At 62.9% G+C, this 18,311-nt stretch carries 16 protein-coding genes; 10 read left to right on the top strand and 6 right to left on the bottom strand.

The annotated features are described in order from the left end of the window. The first annotated feature begins 92 nt into the window (after positions 1-92). Positions 93-821, top strand: a complete 729-nt coding sequence (locus OHD58_RS00595) for an MBL fold metallo-hydrolase (protein WP_263801090.1) — start codon at positions 93-95, stop codon at positions 819-821. A 94-nt stretch (positions 822-915) separates the two neighbouring features. Continuing rightward, a complete protein-coding gene (locus tag OHD58_RS00590) occupies positions 916-1,539 on the top strand; it encodes a LysE family translocator (RefSeq protein ID WP_263801089.1) in 624 nt (207 codons plus the stop codon). 60 nt (positions 1,540-1,599) lie between these two features. Here the strand turns inward: OHD58_RS00590 and OHD58_RS00585 are convergent, their stop codons facing one another. After that, positions 1,600-4,464, bottom strand: coding sequence for an autotransporter outer membrane beta-barrel domain-containing protein (locus tag OHD58_RS00585; RefSeq protein WP_263801088.1), 2,865 nt, complete (start codon positions 4,462-4,464; stop codon positions 1,600-1,602). 261 nt (positions 4,465-4,725) lie between these two features. On the opposite strand from OHD58_RS00585, the gene OHD58_RS00580 reads away from it, so the two are divergent. Further along, complete coding sequence (locus OHD58_RS00580) at positions 4,726-6,045, top strand: tetratricopeptide repeat protein (protein WP_263801086.1); 1,320 nt, start codon at positions 4,726-4,728, stop codon at positions 6,043-6,045. A gap of 18 nt (positions 6,046-6,063) precedes the next feature. Here OHD58_RS00580 and OHD58_RS00575 read toward each other — a convergent pair whose 3' ends face one another. The 4 genes from OHD58_RS00575 to OHD58_RS00560 are packed head-to-tail and all read right to left on the bottom strand — an operon-like array spanning position 6,064 to position 9,894. Beyond that, a complete protein-coding gene (locus OHD58_RS00575) occupies positions 6,064-7,104 on the bottom strand; it encodes a sulfate/molybdate ABC transporter ATP-binding protein (RefSeq protein ID WP_263801085.1) in 1,041 nt (346 codons plus the stop codon). 20 nt (positions 7,105-7,124) lie between these two features. After that, positions 7,125-8,006, bottom strand: coding sequence for a sulfate ABC transporter permease subunit CysW (gene cysW, locus OHD58_RS00570; protein WP_263801084.1), 882 nt, complete (start codon positions 8,004-8,006; stop codon positions 7,125-7,127). Next, the gene (cysT, locus tag OHD58_RS00565; RefSeq protein ID WP_263801083.1) at positions 7,999-8,853 is read right to left on the bottom strand and encodes a sulfate ABC transporter permease subunit CysT; all 855 of its coding nucleotides are present in this window, start codon (positions 8,851-8,853) and stop codon (positions 7,999-8,001) included. Before cysT ends, cysW begins: the two co-directional genes overlap by 8 nt. 12 nt (positions 8,854-8,865) lie before the next feature. After that, positions 8,866-9,894 (bottom strand): sulfate ABC transporter substrate-binding protein, encoded by a 1,029-nt coding sequence (locus OHD58_RS00560; protein WP_263801082.1) that lies wholly within the window; start codon positions 9,892-9,894, stop codon positions 8,866-8,868. 385 nt (positions 9,895-10,279) lie between these two features. Between OHD58_RS00560 and xylB the strand changes: the two genes are divergently transcribed. The 4 genes from xylB (at position 10,280) to OHD58_RS00540 (ending at position 14,010) form a co-directional block, all read left to right on the top strand. Next, positions 10,280-11,734 carry a xylulokinase gene (xylB, locus tag OHD58_RS00555; protein ID WP_263801081.1) on the top strand — a complete coding sequence of 485 codons (1,455 nt, stop codon included), beginning with the start codon at positions 10,280-10,282 and terminating at the stop codon, positions 11,732-11,734. Continuing rightward, positions 11,731-13,041, top strand: coding sequence for a xylose isomerase (gene xylA / locus OHD58_RS00550; protein ID WP_263801080.1), 1,311 nt, complete (start codon positions 11,731-11,733; stop codon positions 13,039-13,041). Before xylB ends, xylA begins: the two co-directional genes overlap by 4 nt. Before the next feature lie 140 nt (positions 13,042-13,181). Next, positions 13,182-13,391, top strand: coding sequence for a hypothetical protein (locus tag OHD58_RS00545; RefSeq protein ID WP_263801079.1), 210 nt, complete (start codon positions 13,182-13,184; stop codon positions 13,389-13,391). Positions 13,392-13,584: 193 nt separating this feature from the next. Beyond that, on the top strand, positions 13,585-14,010 hold the full coding sequence (locus OHD58_RS00540) for a GFA family protein (protein ID WP_318528222.1): 426 nt from the start codon (positions 13,585-13,587) through the stop codon (positions 14,008-14,010). 15 nt (positions 14,011-14,025) lie between these two features. Here the strand turns inward: OHD58_RS00540 and OHD58_RS00535 are convergent, their stop codons facing one another. Continuing rightward, positions 14,026-15,018, bottom strand: coding sequence for a GlxA family transcriptional regulator (locus tag OHD58_RS00535; RefSeq protein WP_263801078.1), 993 nt, complete (start codon positions 15,016-15,018; stop codon positions 14,026-14,028). A gap of 77 nt (positions 15,019-15,095) precedes the next feature. Between OHD58_RS00535 and OHD58_RS00530 the strand changes: the two genes are divergently transcribed. Genes OHD58_RS00530 through OHD58_RS00520 form a run of 3 tightly spaced genes read left to right on the top strand, consistent with a single transcriptional unit; the run spans position 15,096 to position 18,311 of the window. Further along, entirely contained in the window at positions 15,096-16,022 is a 927-nt protein-coding gene (locus OHD58_RS00530) for a 3-keto-5-aminohexanoate cleavage protein (protein WP_263801076.1), read from the top strand. Positions 16,023-16,037: 15 nt separating this feature from the next. After that, positions 16,038-17,144, top strand: a complete 1,107-nt coding sequence (locus OHD58_RS00525; protein WP_263801075.1) for a 3-hydroxyacyl-CoA dehydrogenase NAD-binding domain-containing protein — start codon at positions 16,038-16,040, stop codon at positions 17,142-17,144. Between the two features lie 3 nt (positions 17,145-17,147). Continuing rightward, on the top strand, positions 17,148-18,311 hold the full coding sequence (locus OHD58_RS00520) for an acyl-CoA dehydrogenase family protein (protein WP_263801074.1): 1,164 nt from the start codon (positions 17,148-17,150) through the stop codon (positions 18,309-18,311).

Raw genomic sequence — 18,311 nt, 5'->3', positions numbered from 1 at the left:
CCTCATGAGTTGAGAATTATCCGATCATGTCGATTCATGGTTGAAAAAGACTGAACGCGGCGTTGCGTGCGTTAACTTCGTTGGAGAACAGCATGACGGACGGGGGCAGGAACTGGTTTCGAAAGCGGCAGGTCTCAGATGACCTGACCGTGCTCGATGAGCCGCATGTCCACGAGATATTCCGGTCCAACATCTGGCATTTGCGAGGAAGGGACGCAGACCTCGTCGTCGATACCGGGATGGGGCTTGGTATTCTGTCGGCTGCATTGGACCTCACGCCGGGCAAGCCGGTAGTCGTCGTTGCTACTCATGCTCATGTCGATCATGTCGGATCGCTGCATGAATTCGCAGAGCGCGCGGGACCGCGCATCGAGGCAGAGGTCTTTGCGACCATGGAGGACAAGGTCACCTACGCCGATGCATTTCGCGCGCTGAAATATCCGGTATCGGCAAAGCCGTCAGACGGATGGAACGCGAAAAAATACCGGCTAACGCCCGCTCCGCTCGCTCGCTTGCTCGACGACGGCGACGTGGTGGAAACGGGAGATCGCGTTTTCCGGGTACTGCACCTGCCTGGGCATTCGCCGGGCTCGATCGGTCTGCTGGATGAGCGCGACGGCCTCTTCTTCAGCGGCGATGCCATCTACGACGATGAACTCTACGATGAATTGCCCGACAGTGACCGCGATGCCTACCGCACGACCATGGCCCGTATCGCGGGTCTGCCGGTTAGCATCGTACATGGCGGTCACGGCGAAAGTTTCGACGCGGCAAGGATGCGCGAGATCGCCCGGCGCTATATCGAGGAGAGCAAGCCGTAGTGGCCGTTTACGACGAGCGACCGGCGCCGCCGTTTTCCTCTTTACAACTGTCGAGAGCCGGGGATTTATCCTTTTCTTTGGACAGGAGTTTCCGATGACCTTCGAAACCTGGGCAGCATTCGCGGCTGCCTCCGCCGTGCTTCTCATCATCCCCGGACCGACCATCCTGCTTGTCGTTTCCTACGCGCTCGGCCAGGGCTGGCGTACCGCGCTGCCGATGGCGGTTGGCGTCGCTCTTGGCGATTTCACCGCGATGACTTTGTCGATGCTCGGCATCGGCGCCCTGCTGATGGCGTCGGCCACCGTATTCACGCTGCTCAAATGGATCGGCGCCGCCTACCTGATCTATCTCGGTATCAAACTGTTCCGCGCCGGCGGTGCGCTCGATGCAAAACCGCGTACCGACGCGGCGTCGGCAGCGAAGATGATGGGCCATGCCTGGCTCGTAACCGCGCTCAACCCGAAGAGCATCACCTTCTTCGTTGCCTTCCTGCCGCAATTCCTCGACCGTTCGGCGGATTTCTTCACGCAGATGATGATTTTCGAGGCGACTTTCCTGGTACTCGCCTTCGCCAATGCCTTCGGCTACGCGCTGATCGCTTCGCGGGCACGCAATGTCGTGCGCAACCCGCGTGCTATCGGCATCTTCAACAAGACCGGCGGTACCTTGCTGGTCGGAGCCGGCATTGCGACGGTCGCCATGCGGTCGGGAAACTGATTGCAAAGAAAAGGCCGGCGGTTGCCCGCCGGCCTTTTGATAAACAGCAGGGTCAGACCGCTACCATTTCAGGCTGATGCCGAGATTTCCTTCGAATATCCGGACCTTCTCACCGCCCAGATTGGTCGTGTAGTCGGCTGTGGCAAACAGGCTGGTCGACTCCGATAGCTTGGCAACCACACCGCCGCCGAGTTCGAGGGACGTTCCGTCTCGCTCGGTAAGGATCGGATCGCCACCGAAGCTCAGCCGGTCGGTGCTGTCGAAATTGTGCCAGACATTGGCCTTGAGGTAGGGTTGAAGGCTGCCCGTCCCCATCGGGAAGTTGCCCTGCAACCGGAAGCCCAGCCTGCCGGTCAGCCCGTCGTCCGCGTCCAGCGATATGGTCGAGAAGTCGTCGGCCTGGTCGTCGAACGAGAGATGCTGCCAGATCAACTGCGCCTGCGGTTCGATCGTCCATTCCGGCGTCAACGCGACCGGGTAACCGCCTTCGAGAGAGACGGAGACGCCGGTTCCATCGATGTCGATGCCGACCGCGCGGTCGGAGATTGCGTCGCCGCTGAACCAGGTTCCCATGACGACGCCATCGAGATACCAGCCGTTGGGGCCGATATGGGTCCAGTAGCCGCCGAAACTGGTGCCGTCGAGATCGATTTCACCGACGGTCAAATCGTTCCAGCCAAGCGCCTGACCCCTGACGTCGCCGTTCATGCGGGAATGTCCGACGAACAGACCGGCGCGGTCATGGTGGCCGGGTACTGACTCCCAGCCGATCAGGTCGGCGCCGGCCTGGAAGCCCAACAGCGTGCCGTCGAAACTCGGTGCCACGGTGCCGCCCCATTTCATGTCGGTATCCTGGCCGAACACCCGGCCCCATACCGTCGGCAGGAAGCCGGCGCCTTCGAGCAGGGCTTGCTCGCCGCGCCGCTCATGGAACGTGCCCAGCGTTGAAAGCGCCAGGTGATGGGCGACTGGCGGCAACGCGGCGTAGGTCGGCACCTCGATGCGGTACAAAGGTACCACTTCGGCGACCACCGGTGTCGCACCGGGAGTCGGCGGGGCCACGCTCGGCGCGGGCACGGCCGCCGGTTCCGTCGGTGGAACCGGTGGTGGCGCGGGCGGTGTTGGCGCCGGTGCTGGTGCCGGTTCCGGGGTGGGCGCCGGCGCGGGATCGGTCGGCTCGACCGGAGGCGCCGGATCGACCGGATCCGGATCTTCCGGCGTTGGCTCCGGTGGAAGCGGCGGCGGTGGTGGCGCCGGCGGAGGCGGCGGCGGAGTGGGTTCCGGCTCGACCGGCGCGGGTGCCGGTGGTGGCGCGGGCGGCTCGCCTGGCTCCGGAGGAGGCGGGCTCGGAGGCAAGGGTTCCAGCGGAGGTGGAGCCGGCGCCGGCTCGGGTGGGGGAGGCGGCACCGGATCCGGATCTTCCGGCGTCGGCGGCGGAGCGGGCGGAGTCACGAGGGTGGAACGCAGGTACCAGTTCTCGTCGGTGCCGGCGCTGACGCCGCCGCGGAAGAGGAAATATTCGAAGGCGCCGGCGGCAACCGGGCCGTTCAGCGCGAAGGCGCCGCTTTCGGTGGTTGCGCCGTTGGCAGCTTCCACCACCATGATGCCATCCACCTCAGTGGAGGCGCCGGCACCACCGACGTTGATCACGCTGATGCTGGTGGAACCTGAGGCGGTGCCGCCTGAAACCACCAGCCGGTCGGAGGCGGAACTGTCGTCGCCGAGCTCGGTTTGCAGAAGCAAGAGCCCGCCGTCGCCGGTATAGTTGCCGGCTATGGTGAACGTGTCGGCCAGGCTATCACCGCCGTTGGTGAGGTCGATGCGCCCGGAGTTGACGACATCGGCGAGCTGCCCGGAAGTGAAGGCGGCGACCGATCCGTTCGCCCCTCCGCCGAATAGGGTACTGGTCTCGTCGACTGTGAGCGAACCGGTTCCCGTTCCGCTGTCGCCGAGTGTCAGCGCGCCGTCGAACGTCAGTTCCGTGTCGGCCGTGGCTGCAATGCTCTCCCAGTTCTGGAAACGGTCGACGCCGCCGGAGGAAACGTTTTCGAACACAAGACTGTCCGTACCCAGTCCGCCGGTGATCTGCGGGCTCGCCCCGTGATGCGCATTGGTGAGGTTGCTGAGCGTGGCGGTATCATTGTCTCCGCCCAGGTCGACGGCGCCATAGATGATGCCGCCGCTATCCCAGGTGAACGTGTCGGTGCCGAAACTCATCATCACGTTGCCGCCGACCGAACCACCGGTCACCGTCACGCTGTCGGTGCCGCCGCTGACGCTGATGTTGCCGCCGATCGTGCCATCGGACAGGATGATCGTGTCGTTGCCGAAGCCGGTGACGAGGTTTCTGTCGATGGTGCCACCGGACATATCGAAAAGATTGTCGTCGAGCTTCATGTTGACACGGCCGATCCGGCCGCCGGTCATGATCGCTTGGTCGCCGTCGTCAAAGGCGTCGACGATGCGTCCATCCGACATGAAAAAGGTATCGAGATTGTCGCCCTGGTTCAGCGACTGGATCTGGCCGCCGGTCATGCGAAAGTCGTCTATGCCGCTGCCTTGCTGGACATTGCCGGTTACGCTGCCGCCGCTGATATTGAAGGTATCGGCGCCATCGCCCTGATTTATCGTGCCGGCGATCGTACCGGACTGGATTTCGATGTGGTCGTTTCCGGCGCCGAAAGTTACATTGCCGTTGAGTGTCCCCGTGCCGCCGCCAGGCAACTGGAGGGTGTTGTTGCCATTGAGATCGGTCAAGCCACCTGGCGAAGTGTCGCTGTCGCAGATGAACGTGTCGTCGCCCGCAGTGGGGACGAAGGTGCAGGCGGCGTTCGCCGATCCTGGAGAAAACAACAACTCAGTGGAAAAAAGGACGGTTCCGGACAAAAGCATGGTTGTCCGTGAGATCAGGGAAGGACGCCGCATCGCGTCTCCTTATGCACTTGCCGCGCGTCCCCGTACGCGCGCCGATCTTCTTCCCACGATCCCGCCGCAATAAGGCCACAATCGGGAAAGGGATACAACCTACGCGAGACGCCTCATGTCCTTGTTCTCGTTAACTGTTGCAAATCAGCCACTTGCTTGACAGGGACCCCACATGTGGTTGGCAGGTCCGAAGGGTATGCGGTAGGGTTCGGTTTCGAGCATTGCGGCCCTGATGTGGCAAGCCCTCGCAGGAGATGGTAGATGCAATTTCGCGATGCGCTTGGCTTGCCGCTGTCAGGTGCCAGCGAGGCAAGCCTCGGACACTACGAGCGCGCCCTGCATCAGCTGCAATGCTTCGTCGGCGATCCGGTTGCGTCGGTGAATTCGGCGATCGAGGCAGATCCCGGGTTCGTCATGGCGCATGTGCTGAAAGGATATCTCTACGGCCTTTCGACCGAGCGCGAGGCGCTGGAGGCAACTCAGGCCTGTCACAACGCGGCGGCAGCGCTTGCGGCGACCGGGCGTGAAGCAAGACATGTCGAAGCACTGGGACGACTATCCCGCGGGCGCTGGCATGAGGCCGGAACGATTCTCGAAGACCTGACGATAGACGAACCGCGCGATGCGCTGGCGCTGCAGGCCGGCCATCAGATCGATTTCTTCACCGGAAATTCTCGCATGCTGCGCGACCGCATCGCTCGTGCCTTGCCGGCATGGGATCATGGCATGCCCGGTTATCACGCCATGCTTGGCATGCAGGCGTTCGGGCTGGAGGAAATGGGCGACTACGCCCGTGCCGAAGCCGCCGGCCGCAAGGCGATCGAGATAGAACCGCGCGACGGCTGGGCACAGCACGCGGTGGCGCATGTGATGGAAATGCAGAGCCGACAGCGCGATGGCATCGCCTGGATGCGCGCCAGCCCGGAAAACTGGTCGGCGGACAGCTTCCTGCAGGTCCACAACTGGTGGCACCTGGCGCTGTTTCATTACGATCTCGGCGAGATCGACGAGGTGCTGGCGCTTTTCGACGGGCCGATCTTCGGTGCGCGCTCGATGCTGGCACTCAACATGGTAGATGCCTCGGCGATCCTGTGGCGGTTGCATCTTGCAGGCCATGATGTCGGCAATCGCTGGGATGGGGTGGCGCAGAATTGGGTGCCCAAGGCGAAGTCAGGCAACTACGCCTTCAACGACGCGCACGCCATGATGGCGTTCGTTGGTGCCGGATTTGCCGGGCCGGCGCGAGACCTGCTCGAAGCACAACAGGAAGCGATGCGGGCGGGCGACGACAATGCCGCGTTCACGCATGATGTCGGCCATCCGGTGACGCTCGCGATCAAGGCTTTCGGCGACGGGAATTACGCCGAGACGGTGCGGCTAATGCGGCCGGTGCGCGACATCGCTTACCGTTTCGGCGGCAGCCATGCACAGCGCGACGTGATCGACCTGACATTGATCGAGGCGGCACTTCGCTCGAACCAGAAAGCGCTTGCCGCAGCCTTGGCTGCCGAACGCCTTTCCGCCCGCCCGGAAAGTCCGCTGGCGGCATTGTTCGTCAAGCGGGCACGCGAGATGCCTTAGTCTTCCGCCGAAGCAAGCTCAGCCCGCGACCGGGAAAAGCTTCCACTTCTTCGGCCGGAACGCGATGCGGGTTTTTTCCGAAGCCGGATGCGAGGTCGGGATCTCGAGCTCGACGCGCTGCCTGTCGCCGCCCACTTCCAGTTCGACATGGCGGGTGCCGGCGACGCGGCGGCTGGCCGCCACGGTTCCGGCGATGCAGCCTCCGGAGCCTTCCAGAAGCTCGATGTCGTGCGGCCGGAAATAGAGCACGGCGTCGCCGTCTGGCACTTCGGGCGCCGAGATGCCGATCGTGCGATCGGCGATCCAGATTTCGCCCTTTTCCACCTTGACCGGCAGCGAGCTCGACTCGCCGATGAAGGAGAAAACGAAGGGGGAATTGGGCGTGTCATAAACGTCATCGGCGGTGCCGACCTGCTCGATGCGGCCCTGGCTCATGACCACGACGCGGTCGGCGAGTTCCAGCGCTTCTTCCTGGTCATGGGTGACGAAGACGGTGGTATGGCCGGTCTTGTCGTGGATTTCGCGCAGCCAGCGGCGCAGTTCGCGGCGGACCTGCGCGTCAAGCGCACCGAAGGGCTCGTCGAGCAGCAGAACGCGAGGTTCTATGGCGAGCGCGCGGGCCAGCGCCACGCGCTGCCTCTGGCCGCCGGAAAGCTGCGCCGGGTAGCGCTTCTCGAGTCCAGTCAGTTGAACCAGGTCCAGCAATTCGGAAGCGCGCCTCTTGATCTCGCTGTCTGGCGGACGGTTGCGGCGCCTGACCTTCAGGCCGAAGCCGATATTGTCGGCTACCGTCATGTGGCGGAAAAGCGCGTAGTGCTGGAAGACAAAGCCGACATTGCGCTCCTGCACGGTCTTCAGCGATGCATCCTCGTCGCCGAAGTAGATCGCGCCCCTGGTTGGCCGTTCGAGGCCGGCGATCAATCTCAGCAATGTCGTCTTGCCGGAGCCGGATGGTCCAAGCAGTGCAATCAGTTCGCCGGAACGGATGTCCAGCGAGACATCACGCAGCGCCGGAAACCGGTCGAATTCCTTGCGCACGTTGGCGACGCGTACTTCCATTCACCGACCCTTATTATTCATCAATGCCCGCGCGTCGCGGCGAGCTCGGCGCCGTAGCGCATTTCCAGCAAGGTTTTCAGGACCAGCGTGACGAGCGCCAGCCCGGCCAGCAGCGAAGCGACCGCGAAGGCGCCTACCGCGTTGTATTCGTTGTACAGGATCTCGACATGCAGCGGCATGGTGTTGGTGAGGCCGCGAATATGGCCCGACACGACGGAGACCGCGCCGAACTCGCCCATGGCGCGCGCATTGCACAGCAGCACGCCATAGAGCAGTCCCCATTTGATGTTGGGCAGCGTGACATACCAGAAAGTCTGCCAGCCGGTGGCGCCGAGCGAGATCGCGGCCTCTTCATCTCCGGTTCCCTGTTCCTGCATCAGCGGGATCAGTTCGCGGGCAACGAAGGGGAAAGTTACAAAGACCGTGGCGAGCACGATGCCAGGTACCGCAAACAGGATTTCGACGCCATGCGCCTTCAGCCATGGCCCGAGCACGCTGCCGGCACCGAAGAGAAGCACGTAGACGAGGCCGGAAATCACCGGCGAGACGGAGAAGGGAAGGTCGATCAGCGTGGTCAGGAACGCCTTGCCCTTGAATTCGAATTTGGCGATCGCCCAGGCCGCGGCAATGCCGAAAATCATGTTGAGCGGCACGGATATCGCGGCGACCAGCAATGTCAGCCGGATCGCCGACAAGGTGTCTGCGTCGGCCAACGCCTCGCCGAAAGCGCCGAAGCCCTTCTGGAAGGCCTCGATGAAGACGATGATCAACGGCAGAAGCAGGAAGATGGCGAGGAAAACGAAGGCGATTGCCATCAGGGCATAACGCGCCGGTCTCGTCTCGGTTACCGCCGAGCGGAACCGCGGCTGGCGGGGCGAAGGAGCGGTCTGTGTCTCAGCCATAGCGCTTGCGGCTCCAGGTCTGGACGAGGTTGATGAAAAGCAGCATCACGAATGACAGGGCCAGCATGATCGTGGCGATCGCCGTCGCGGCGGCGTAGTCGTATTCCTCAAGGCGAATGACGATCAGCAGCGGCGCGATCTCCGAGACGTAGGGCAGATTGCCGGCGATGAAGATCACCGATCCGTATTCGCCGACGCCGCGCGCGAAGGCGAGCGCGAAGCCGGTGAGGATCGCCGGCGCCAGCCCCGGAAAGAGCACCCGCCAGATGGTCTGGAAGCGGCTGGCCCCCAGCGTCGCGGCCACCTCTTCGACGCCCTTGTCGATCTCTTCCATGATCGGCTGCACGGTGCGTACCACGAATGGCAGGCCGATGAAGATCAGCGCGATGACAATGCCGAGCGGGGTGTAGGCGACCTTGACGCCGAGGGGGCCGAGCAGCGAGCCGATCCAGCCGCGCGGCGCATAGAGCGTGGTGAGCGCAATGCCCGCCACCGCGGTCGGCAGCGCGAAAGGCAGGTCGACCATGGCGTCGACGATGCGCCGCCCGGGGAACCTGTAGCGCACAAGCACCCAGGCGACGATGGTGCCGAAGACGACATTGACGCCGGCGGCGATCAGCGCAGTGCCGAAGCTGACCTCGAGCGCCCGCAGCGTGCGCCGGTCGGTGGCGATCTCAAAGAAATCCGTCCAGCCAAGCGAAGTCGTTCGCCAGACAAGCGCCGACAGGGGGATGAGAATGATAAGCGTGAGGTAGGCAAGCGAGAAGCCGAGCGTCAATCCGAAGCCCGGAATGACACTCGGCGTCCTGAACCGCCACCCCGCCGCCGAAGCGGGTGATGAGGACATGCTACCCCGTTCTTACTGGGCCGGCTTGTAGATCTGGTCGAATATACCGCCATCGCCGAAATGATACGGCTGCGCCTTGGCCCATCCGCCGAAGATCGGGTCGTCGATCGTTACCAGCTTCAAATCGGGAATTTTCTGCAGCTGGTCGGCCGGCACGAGATCGGGCTTGGATGGCCGGTAGTGATGCTTTGCGGCAAGGGTCTGGCCTTCCGCCGAATAGAGATAGCTCAGATAGGCTTCGGCCACCTTGCGGGTGCCCTTGACGTCAACATTGGCGTCGACGACGGCGACCGGAGGTTCGGCGAGTATAGAAGAGGGCGGGAAGACGATGTCGAAGTTATCTTCGCCGAATTCGTCGAGCGCCAGATAGGCTTCGTTTTCCCAGGCCAGAAGTACGTCGCCCTGTTCGCGTTCGGCGAAGGTCACCGTCGAGCCGCGCGCGCCGGTATCGAGCACGGGAACGTGGCTGTACAGATTGGAGACGTATTCCTTGATCTTCGCCTCGTCACCGCCGTACTGGCCATTTGCCCAGGCCCAGGCCGCGAGATAGTTCCAGCGGGCGCCGCCCGACGTCTTCGGGTTCGGCGTGATGATCTGCACGCCGTCCTTGACCAGGTCGCCCCAGTCGTTGATGCCTTTCGGATTGCCCTTGCGGACGAGGAAGATGATGGTCGAGGTGTAGGGCGAGGAGTTGTTCGGGAGCTTTGTCCGCCAGTCGGGATTTATCTTCTTGGAGTTCTCGACGATGGCATTGATGTCGCTTTCGAGCGCCAGCGTGACGACATCGGCGTCGAGCCCGTCGATCACTGCGCGCGCCTGCTTGCCGGAGCCGCCATGCGAGGTCTGGATCGTCAGCGTCTCGCCGGTGTCGGCCTTCCATTTCGCTGCGAACGCTGCGTTGAATTCCTTGTAGAGCTCGCGGGTCGGATCATAAGAAACGTTGAGAATCGTGGTGTCGGCGAATGCCAAGCCGAGAACGCTGAACTGCACTGCGCCGGCGAGGAGGCCGGCAAGAAGGTGTCGGGAAAGATGGTTTGTCATCTGTCTGCCTCCGGTTAAGGGTGACGATAACTCTAGTGAATTTATAGAGAATGATAATGCAGGCGCGGTTCGTATTCGCCCGGCGTTCGGCAATCTGGTTCCAAAATGAAAGGCTTTGACGAAATCTGGTTGCCTTTTCCCGGATTCTGAAAATCTGATTTCAAGGCCCAGTCAGCCCGCCTCTGGCCCGCCACCAAATCCAAGGTTCGCCATACATATTTATTGCGAGGCACGAAAAAAATCTGCTCCACCCGCTTGCGCAGGCGGACATTTTCCTGTGAATCTCCTATTCAGAGGAGATGTCGCGCCGCAGATCTTAATTTCGCGACGACTGTTTGGCTGACTGGTCGAATGTTCGCCGCCAGTCGGCGCCGGGAGGAACGCAATGTATCTAGGCCTCGACCTCGGGACGTCCGGGGTGAAAGCGCTGCTGATCGATGCGGCGCAGCGCATTGTCGGCTCGGCCAACGGTGCACTGGATGTCTCGCGTCCGCATCCCGGCTGGTCGGAGCAGGATCCGGCTGACTGGATTCGCGCCGCCGAGGATGCGGTCGCCGCGCTCAGGGCCGCGCTCCCGAATGAACTCGCCGCCGTGCGCGGCATCGGGCTGTCCGGCCAGATGCACGGGGCGACGTTGCTGGACGATGCCGATCGTGTCCTACGCCCCTGCATCCTGTGGAACGACACGCGCAGCCACATGGAAGCGGCAAAGCTCGATGCCGATCCGCGGTTCCGAAAAATCACCGGCAATATCGTCTTTCCGGGTTTCACCGCGCCGAAACTCGCATGGGTGAAAAACAACGAGCCCGATATTTTCGCCAAGGTGGCGAAGGTGCTTTTGCCGAAGGATTTCCTGCGCCTTTGGCTGACCGGCGAGCACATTTCCGAAATGTCGGATTCGGCTGGCACGTCCTGGCTGGATGTTGCCCAGCGCAAATGGTCGCCCGAACTGCTCGCCGCGACAGACCTCGACGAACGTCACATGCCGTCCTTGGTGGAAGGAACGGAAGCCGGCGGGACCCTCCGCACTGAGCTCGCCGGGGCATGGGGCATGGGATCCGGCGTCGTTGTCGCGGGCGGGGCAGGGGACAACGCTGCATCGGCCTGCGGCATGGGCACCGTCAAGGCCGGTGCCGCCTTCGTGTCGCTCGGCACCTCCGGCGTGCTGTTTGCTGCCAACGGCTCCTATCTTCCCAATCCGGAGAGCGCGGTCCACACATTCTGCCATGCGCTGCCGCAGGCGTGGCACCAGATGGGTGTCATCCTGTCCGCGACGGATTCGCTCAACTGGCTTTCGGAGATCACCGGCAGGAAAGCCGGGGAACTCACCGCGGAACTCGGCGACGACCTCAAGGCACCCACCGGTGTCACCTTTCTGCCCTATCTCTCCGGTGAGCGGACCCCACACAATGACGCGGTGATCCGCGGTTCTTTCACCGGGCTCGCCCATGAGTCCAGCCGTGCGGTGCTGACTCAGGCCGTGCTCGAAGGCGTTGCTTTCGCATTCCGCGATAGCCTTGAAGCCTTGCACGCCGCCGGCACGGAACTGACGCGGGTAACCGCCATCGGCGGCGGTTCGCGCTCACGCTATTGGCTGAAAGCAATCGCGACCGCGCTCGGCATTCCGGTCGACATCCCGGCCGACGGTGATTTCGGCGCGGCCTTCGGCGCCGCGCGGCTTGGCCTTGTCGCGGCGGAGCGAGCCGACCCGTTCGCAATCTGTGCGCCACCGGAAACCGCCGAGACCATCGATCCCGACCCAAAGCTTTCCGGCGCGTTTGCCGAAGCTTATCAGCGCTACAGTGCGCTCTACCCTGCCATCAGAGGAGTTTCATCGTGAACACCGGTTTCTTCGGCGATATCAAGAAAATCAAATACGAGGGTCCGGAGAGCACCAATCCGCTCGCTTACCGCTTCTACAATCCAGACGAAGTCGTTGCAGGCAAGCGGCTGGAGGATCATCTGCGCTTCGCCGTCGCCTATTGGCATTCCTTCGCCTGGCCGGGCGGGGATCCGTTCGGCGGCCAGACGTTCGAGCGTCCGTGGTTCGGCGATACGATGGAAAACGCGAAACTCAAGGCCGACGTCGCCTTCGAGATGTTCTCGCTGCTCGGCGCTCCATACTACTGCTTCCATGATGCAGACGTACGGCCAGAGGCGTCGACCTTTGCCGAAAGCGCTGCCCGTCTCGATGAGATCGCCGACTATTTCGCCGACAAGCAGAAGAAAACCGGCATCAAGCTGCTGTGGGGCACGGCCAACCTGTTCTCGCATCGCCGTTTCATGTCCGGCGCGGCGACCAATCCCGATCCGGATGTGTTCGCCTACGCCGCCGCGACCGTGAAGAAATGCATTGACGTCACCAAGCGGCTGAAGGGCGAGAACTATGTGCTGTGGGGCGGCCGCGAAGGTTACGAGACGCTGCTCAACACCGACCTGAAACGCGAACAGGAGCAGGCCGGCCGCTTCCTGTCGCTGGTCGTCGACTACAAGCACAGGATCGGCTTCAAGGGCACCATCCTGATCGAGCCGAAGCCGCAGGAACCGACCAAGCACCAGTATGATTACGACGTGGCGACGGTCTACGGCTTCCTGAAGAAATTCGGGCTGGAGAACGAGGTCAAGGTCAATATCGAGCAGGGCCATGCCATCCTCGCCGGACACTCCTTCGAGCACGAACTGGCGCTGGCCAATGCGCTCGGCATTTTCGGCTCGATCGACATGAACCGCAACGACTACCAGTCGGGCTGGGATACCGATCAGTTCCCCAATAACGTGCCGGAAATGGCGCTGGCCTACTACCAGGTGCTGCAGGCTGGAGGCTTCAAGACAGGCGGCACCAATTTCGACGCCAAGCTTCGCCGCCAGTCGCTCGACCCGCAGGATCTGCTGATCGCCCATATCGGCGGCATGGACTGCTGTGCCCGCGGCCTGAAGGCGGCGGCGCGGATGATCGAGGACAAGGCGCTGTCGGGTCCGTTGGAAGAACGCTACGCCGGCTGGAAATCAGCCGAAGGCAAGGCGATGCTGTCCGGCAAGCGCACGCTCGAGGAAATCGCCGAGCGCGTGGTGAAGAAGAAGATCGAGCCGCAGCCGAAGTCCGGCCGGCAGGAGTTTCTGGAGAACGTGGTCAACCGCTACGTCTAGCGGGTGGTCGGATATTCGGCGGCTGTCATGGTGTTAGAAAAACTTCATGTGGCCGCCGCCCAATTGCCTTGATCCGGCCCTCAATGCGCCGCCTCAAGCGGCGACTTCTCGCCCTCGACATGAGGAGAGGAGGGCCGATCATGGCAAATCACGAAAACGAACGCAGGATCGGGGCGTCGGCACCGGCGCCTGGTGCGGATTCGATCGTCGATCTCCTGCTCTCACTGCCCGAGAATGCGACCCCGGAAACAGATGCTGTCGACCGGGCGGTGGCCAACCGCCTCCAGGTGGAGCTTGCGAACCGGATGCGCTCGCTGATCAGTGAGGACGATCGACGCGAAGCTGCCTGATCCAGCCGCGCCGCGCCAAAGAACACCTCGGAAAGGCGGCGTTCGCGTCGGCCATCACGATGCGCGTGTCCAGCGCCCGCCGGCATGCTGCGCTGAGCCCCGACTTGAGATAAAGGCGCTTCGGAACGCAGGGATTGCGCCATAGGCGTTCCGCCCTACGTTCTGCCAAGCAGCGACAACCAAAGAGGACGAGGTGAGCGACTATCCTGTCTTGAAGCCTGGACCCAGATTCAACCAGGAAGGCATGCGGGTTCGCTATGGGGGCTGCAGTTGCGGTGCCGTTCGTTTCGAGGTGACCGGCGAGCCTCTGAAAATCGGCACTTGCCACTGCATGGAATGCAGAAAGGCCACCGGAGCGGCGTTTGTCTACTATGCGGATTGGCCCGAATCCGCATTCGCCCTGCAGGGCGAAGCCCGAGAGTACCGAGGCCGGAGTTTCTGCCCGATCTGCGGCTCCCGTCTCTTCCATCTTAGCAAAGGCCAGGTGGAAATCATGCTCGGGTCGCTCGACGACGGGCCGAGCGATCTTCGTCCCAGTCGTGAAGGATGGATCACCCGCCGAGAAAAGTGGCTTGCCCCGATCGCATCCGCAGATCAATTTGATCGCGATCCGGAATAAGCTTGTCGAGAACCCTCACTGAGCAATCAATCGGCGCCGCAGCCTGACCGGCGCCTCGCCGAAAGCCTTCGAAAACGCGCGTGAAAAGGCTGCCGCCGATGAGAAGCCGGTGCGGGCGGCGATGTCGGCCATAGCGACACGTGTGTCGAGAACCAGACGACGTGCCGCGTTGAGACGCAGCCGAAGATAGTAGGCGCCTGGCGTTTCGCCGATCGACTTTCTGAAAACCATCTCCATCGCGCGTGCCGTCACACCGATGCGCCTGGCGATGGCGGCGATGGTCAGCGGCTCGTCGACATGCGCCTCCATCATCCGGATCGCCTGGGCAAGCCGCGGGTCATAGCCATCGAGGCGGCCGAGCGACACCAGAGGCTGTGCGTCTGTCGCCGCCTTGGCCTGGTCGTAGATGAAGACGCTTGCCACATCGAGCGCCACCGCCATGCCGAGACGTGTGCGGATAAGGTGCAGCATCAGGTCGAAGGTCGGTGAGGCGCCGCCGGCCGTGAACACCGGGCCGTCGATGACATAGCGGTCCGGCCGCACGTCGGCGCCTGGAAAAGCGGCCGCGAAATCCTCCATGTCTTCCCAGTGGGTGGTGGCGGTGCGGCCTTCCAGTAATCCGGCCCGGCCGAGCAGCCAGGTGCCTGCCTCGACGCCGCCGCAGGCGCGTGCCGCCCTGGCGACCCGGCGCACGCCGGAAACCAGCCCATGCGAAACCTGATCGCGGGTGCCGAAACCGCCGACGAGGACCAGCACATCGGTCTTTTCGCCCGTCTCGAACGGGCCGCTTGCCGCAATGGGCAGGCCGCTCGTGGTCACCGCAGGCTGGCCGTCGACGGTAACGATCTTCCAGTCGAACATCGTCTCGCCGGCCACGCGGTTGGCGGCGCGCAACGGGTCGACGGCCGACGCCACGCACATCAGCGACGAGCCCGACAAGATGAGCAGCGTCACCTTGAGCGGCGTCCGCTCCGGTTGAAAGATTGTATGCTTTTCGTTTTTCATCAAATTGAGTTCGTAAATGGCAAATCAGTTTTTGCCAAGTCGGGCATGGTTCAAAGAAAACAAGTCTGGAGGAGCTTTCCATGCCGCTTGCAATGAACCGTGAGGTCTTCATCACCTGCGCGGTGACCGGTTCCGGCGGATCCCAGGACCGCAGCCCGCATGTCCCGCGCTCGCCGAAGCAAATCGCCGATTCGGCGATCGACGCAGCGAAGGCCGGCGCGGCGATCGTCCACTGCCATGTGCGCGATCCCGAGACCGGCAAGCCGCGCCGCGATGTGCATCTGTATCGCGAGGTCACGGAGCGCATCCGCGATGCCGGCGTTGACGTGGTGCTGAACCTGACGGCCGGCATGGGAGGCGACATGGTGTTCGGCTCGCCGGAAAATCCCTTGCCGCTGAACGAGGCCGGCACCGACATGGGCGGCGCGACCAACCGCATGGAGCATGTGCGCCAGTGCCTGCCGGAAATCTGCACGCTCGATTGCGGCACCATGAATTTTGCCGAAGCCGACTATGTGATGACCAATACGCCGGGCATGCTGCGGGCCATGGGCGGCATGATGACGGAACTCGGCGTCAAACCCGAGATCGAGGCGTTCGATACCGGGCATTTGTGGTTCGCAAAGCAGTTGGTGAGCGAGGGCGTGCTGAAGGCCGATGCGCTGGTGCAACTCTGCATGGGCGTACCGTGGGGTGCGCCGGACGACCTCAATACCTTCATGGCGATGGTCAATAACGTGCCCTCGGACTGGACCTGGTCGGCCTTCGCGCTTGGCCGCAACGAGATGCCCTATGTCGCGGCGGCGGTGCTGGCGGGCGGCAATGTCCGGGTCGGGCTGGAAGACAATCTCTGGCTCGACAAAGGCGAACTCGCGACAAATGCGCAGCTGGTGGGTCGTGCGGTCTCGATCATCGAGAATATGGGTTCGCGGGTGCTCGGCCCCGAAGAGGTGCGCAAGAAGCTTAATTTGACCAAGCGTGCGCCGCTAAGCGCCAAAGCGGCCTGACGACGGAGCCTGACCATGACAATCGAAAAAGCGGCCGCTATCGGCGGTGGGGTGATCGGCGCCGGCTGGGTTGCACGTCTCGTCCTCAACGGCATCGACGTTTCGATCTTCGATCCGGACCCGGAAGCCGCTCGCAAGGTCGGCGAAGTGATGAAGGGCGCGCGGCGCGCCTACAAAAAAATGCTGCCGGGTGGCCTGCCGAAGGAAGGCAAGGTCACCTACGCGAAAACCATCGCGGAAGCGGTGGCTGACGCCGATTTCATCCAGGAAAGCGTGCCGGAACGCCTCGACCTGAAGCACAAGGTGCTGGCCGAGATCGACCTTCACGCGCCGGCCAGCGCGATCGTCGGCTCCTCCACCTCAGGCATCAAGCCGACCGACATGCAGGTGGCGATGAAGAAGCATCCGGAACGGCTGGTGGTCGGCCATCCGTTCAATCCGGTCTATCTGCTGCCGCTGGTAGAGGTCGTCGGCGGCGAGCAGACCTTTCCGGAAGCGATCGAGGTCGCCAAGGAAATCTATGCCTCGATCGGCATGAAGCCGGTGGTGATCCGCAAGGAGATCGAGGCGTTCGTCGGCGACCGCCTGCTGGAAGCGGCGTGGCGCGAGGCATTGTGGCTGGTCAAGGACGGCATCTGCACGGTCGAGGAACTCGACGACATCATGCGCTATTCCTTTGGCCTGCGCTGGGCGCAGATGGGCATGTTCCAGGTCTACCGCGTTGCCGGCGGCGAGGCGGGCATGCGCCACTTCATGGCGCAGTTCGGACCCTGCCTGAAGTGGCCGTGGACCAAGCTCATGGACGTGCCGGAGTTCAACGACGAGCTGGTCGACCTGATCGCCACGCAATCGGACGAACAGGCGCACGGCCTGTCGATCCGCGAGCTGGAAAAGATCCGCGACGACAATCTGGTCGCTATCATGGAAGCGCTGTCGAAGCAGAACAAGGGCAAGGGCTGGGGCGCCGGCGCGCTGCACAACGACTATACGAAACAGCTCGCCAGGCTCGCTTCGAAAAAGCCGGTTTCGAAAGCCGCGGCAAAAGCGAAGGCGGCCAAGCCGGTGAAGAAGGACAAAAGCGAGAAATCGAAGAAGAAGTCCGGCGGGAAAAAGAAGGGCTGAGTCATGCATTTCGGCCTTTCCGAAGAACAGCAGCTGATCGTCGATACGACGCGGGCCTTTGTCGAAAATGAGCTTTATCCGCACGAGGCTGAGGTCGAGCGCAGCGGCCATCTGCGCCGTGAGCTGATCGAGGAGATCAAGGCCAAGGCAATCGCTGCAGGCCTCTATGCGGCGAACATGCCTGCCGACGTCGGCGGCGCCGGCCTCGATACGCTGACCTGGCTGCTCTACGAAAAGGAGCTCGGGCGCGCCAACTATGCGCTGCACTGGACCTGTGTGGCGAGACCCTCGAACATCCTGCTTGCCGGCACCGACGCGCAGCGCGAGAAATATCTGTTCCCTTGCATCCGCGGCGAAAAATCCGACTGCCTTGCGATGACCGAGCCTGGCGCCGGGTCCGACCTGCGCGGCATGAAGGCGACCGCCGTGCAGGACGGCTCCGACTGGGTGCTGAACGGCACCAAACATTTCATCAGCCATGCCGACATTGCCGATTTCGCCATCTGTTTCATGGCATCGGGCGAGGAGGATTCGCCACGCGGCAAACGCAAGAAGATCACCGCCTTCTTCGTCGACAAGGGTACCAAGGGGTTCAGCGTCCGCGACGGCTACCGCAATGTCTCGCATCGCGGCTACACCAATTCGATCCTTGAGTTCGACGATTGCCGGCTGCCGAAGGAACAGGTGCTCGGCGAGGTGCACAAGGGTTTCGAGGTGGCCAATTCCTGGCTCGGCGCGACGCGCCTGCAGGTCGGCGCGACCTGCCTCGGTCGCGCTGACCGGGCGCTCGGCCATGCCATCGAATACGCCGCGCAGCGCCAGCAGTTCGGCCAGCAGATCGGCAAGTTCCAGGGCGTGTCCTTCAAGCTCGCCGACATGGCGACCGAATTGAAGGCGGCCGAGCTGATGATCCTCGAGGCCGGCTGGAAATACGACCAGGGCACGGTCACCGACCAGGACATGGCGATGGCCAAGCTCAAGGCCACCGAAATGCTGGCTTTCGTCGCCGACGAGGCGATCCAGATCCATGGCGGCATGGGGCTGATGGACGACCTGCCACTAGAGCGCATCTGGCGCGATGCGCGGGTCGAGCGCATCTGGGAAGGAACGTCGGAAATCCAGCGCCACATCATCAGCAGAGCGCTGTTACGGCCGTTCGGAGCCTGA

It is taken from the genome of Mesorhizobium sp. ZC-5, from assembly GCF_025753855.1.
In the GTDB taxonomy this organism is placed as follows: domain Bacteria; phylum Pseudomonadota; class Alphaproteobacteria; order Rhizobiales; family Rhizobiaceae; genus Neomesorhizobium.
This window is presented reverse-complemented; position numbering and strand designations above follow the sequence as displayed.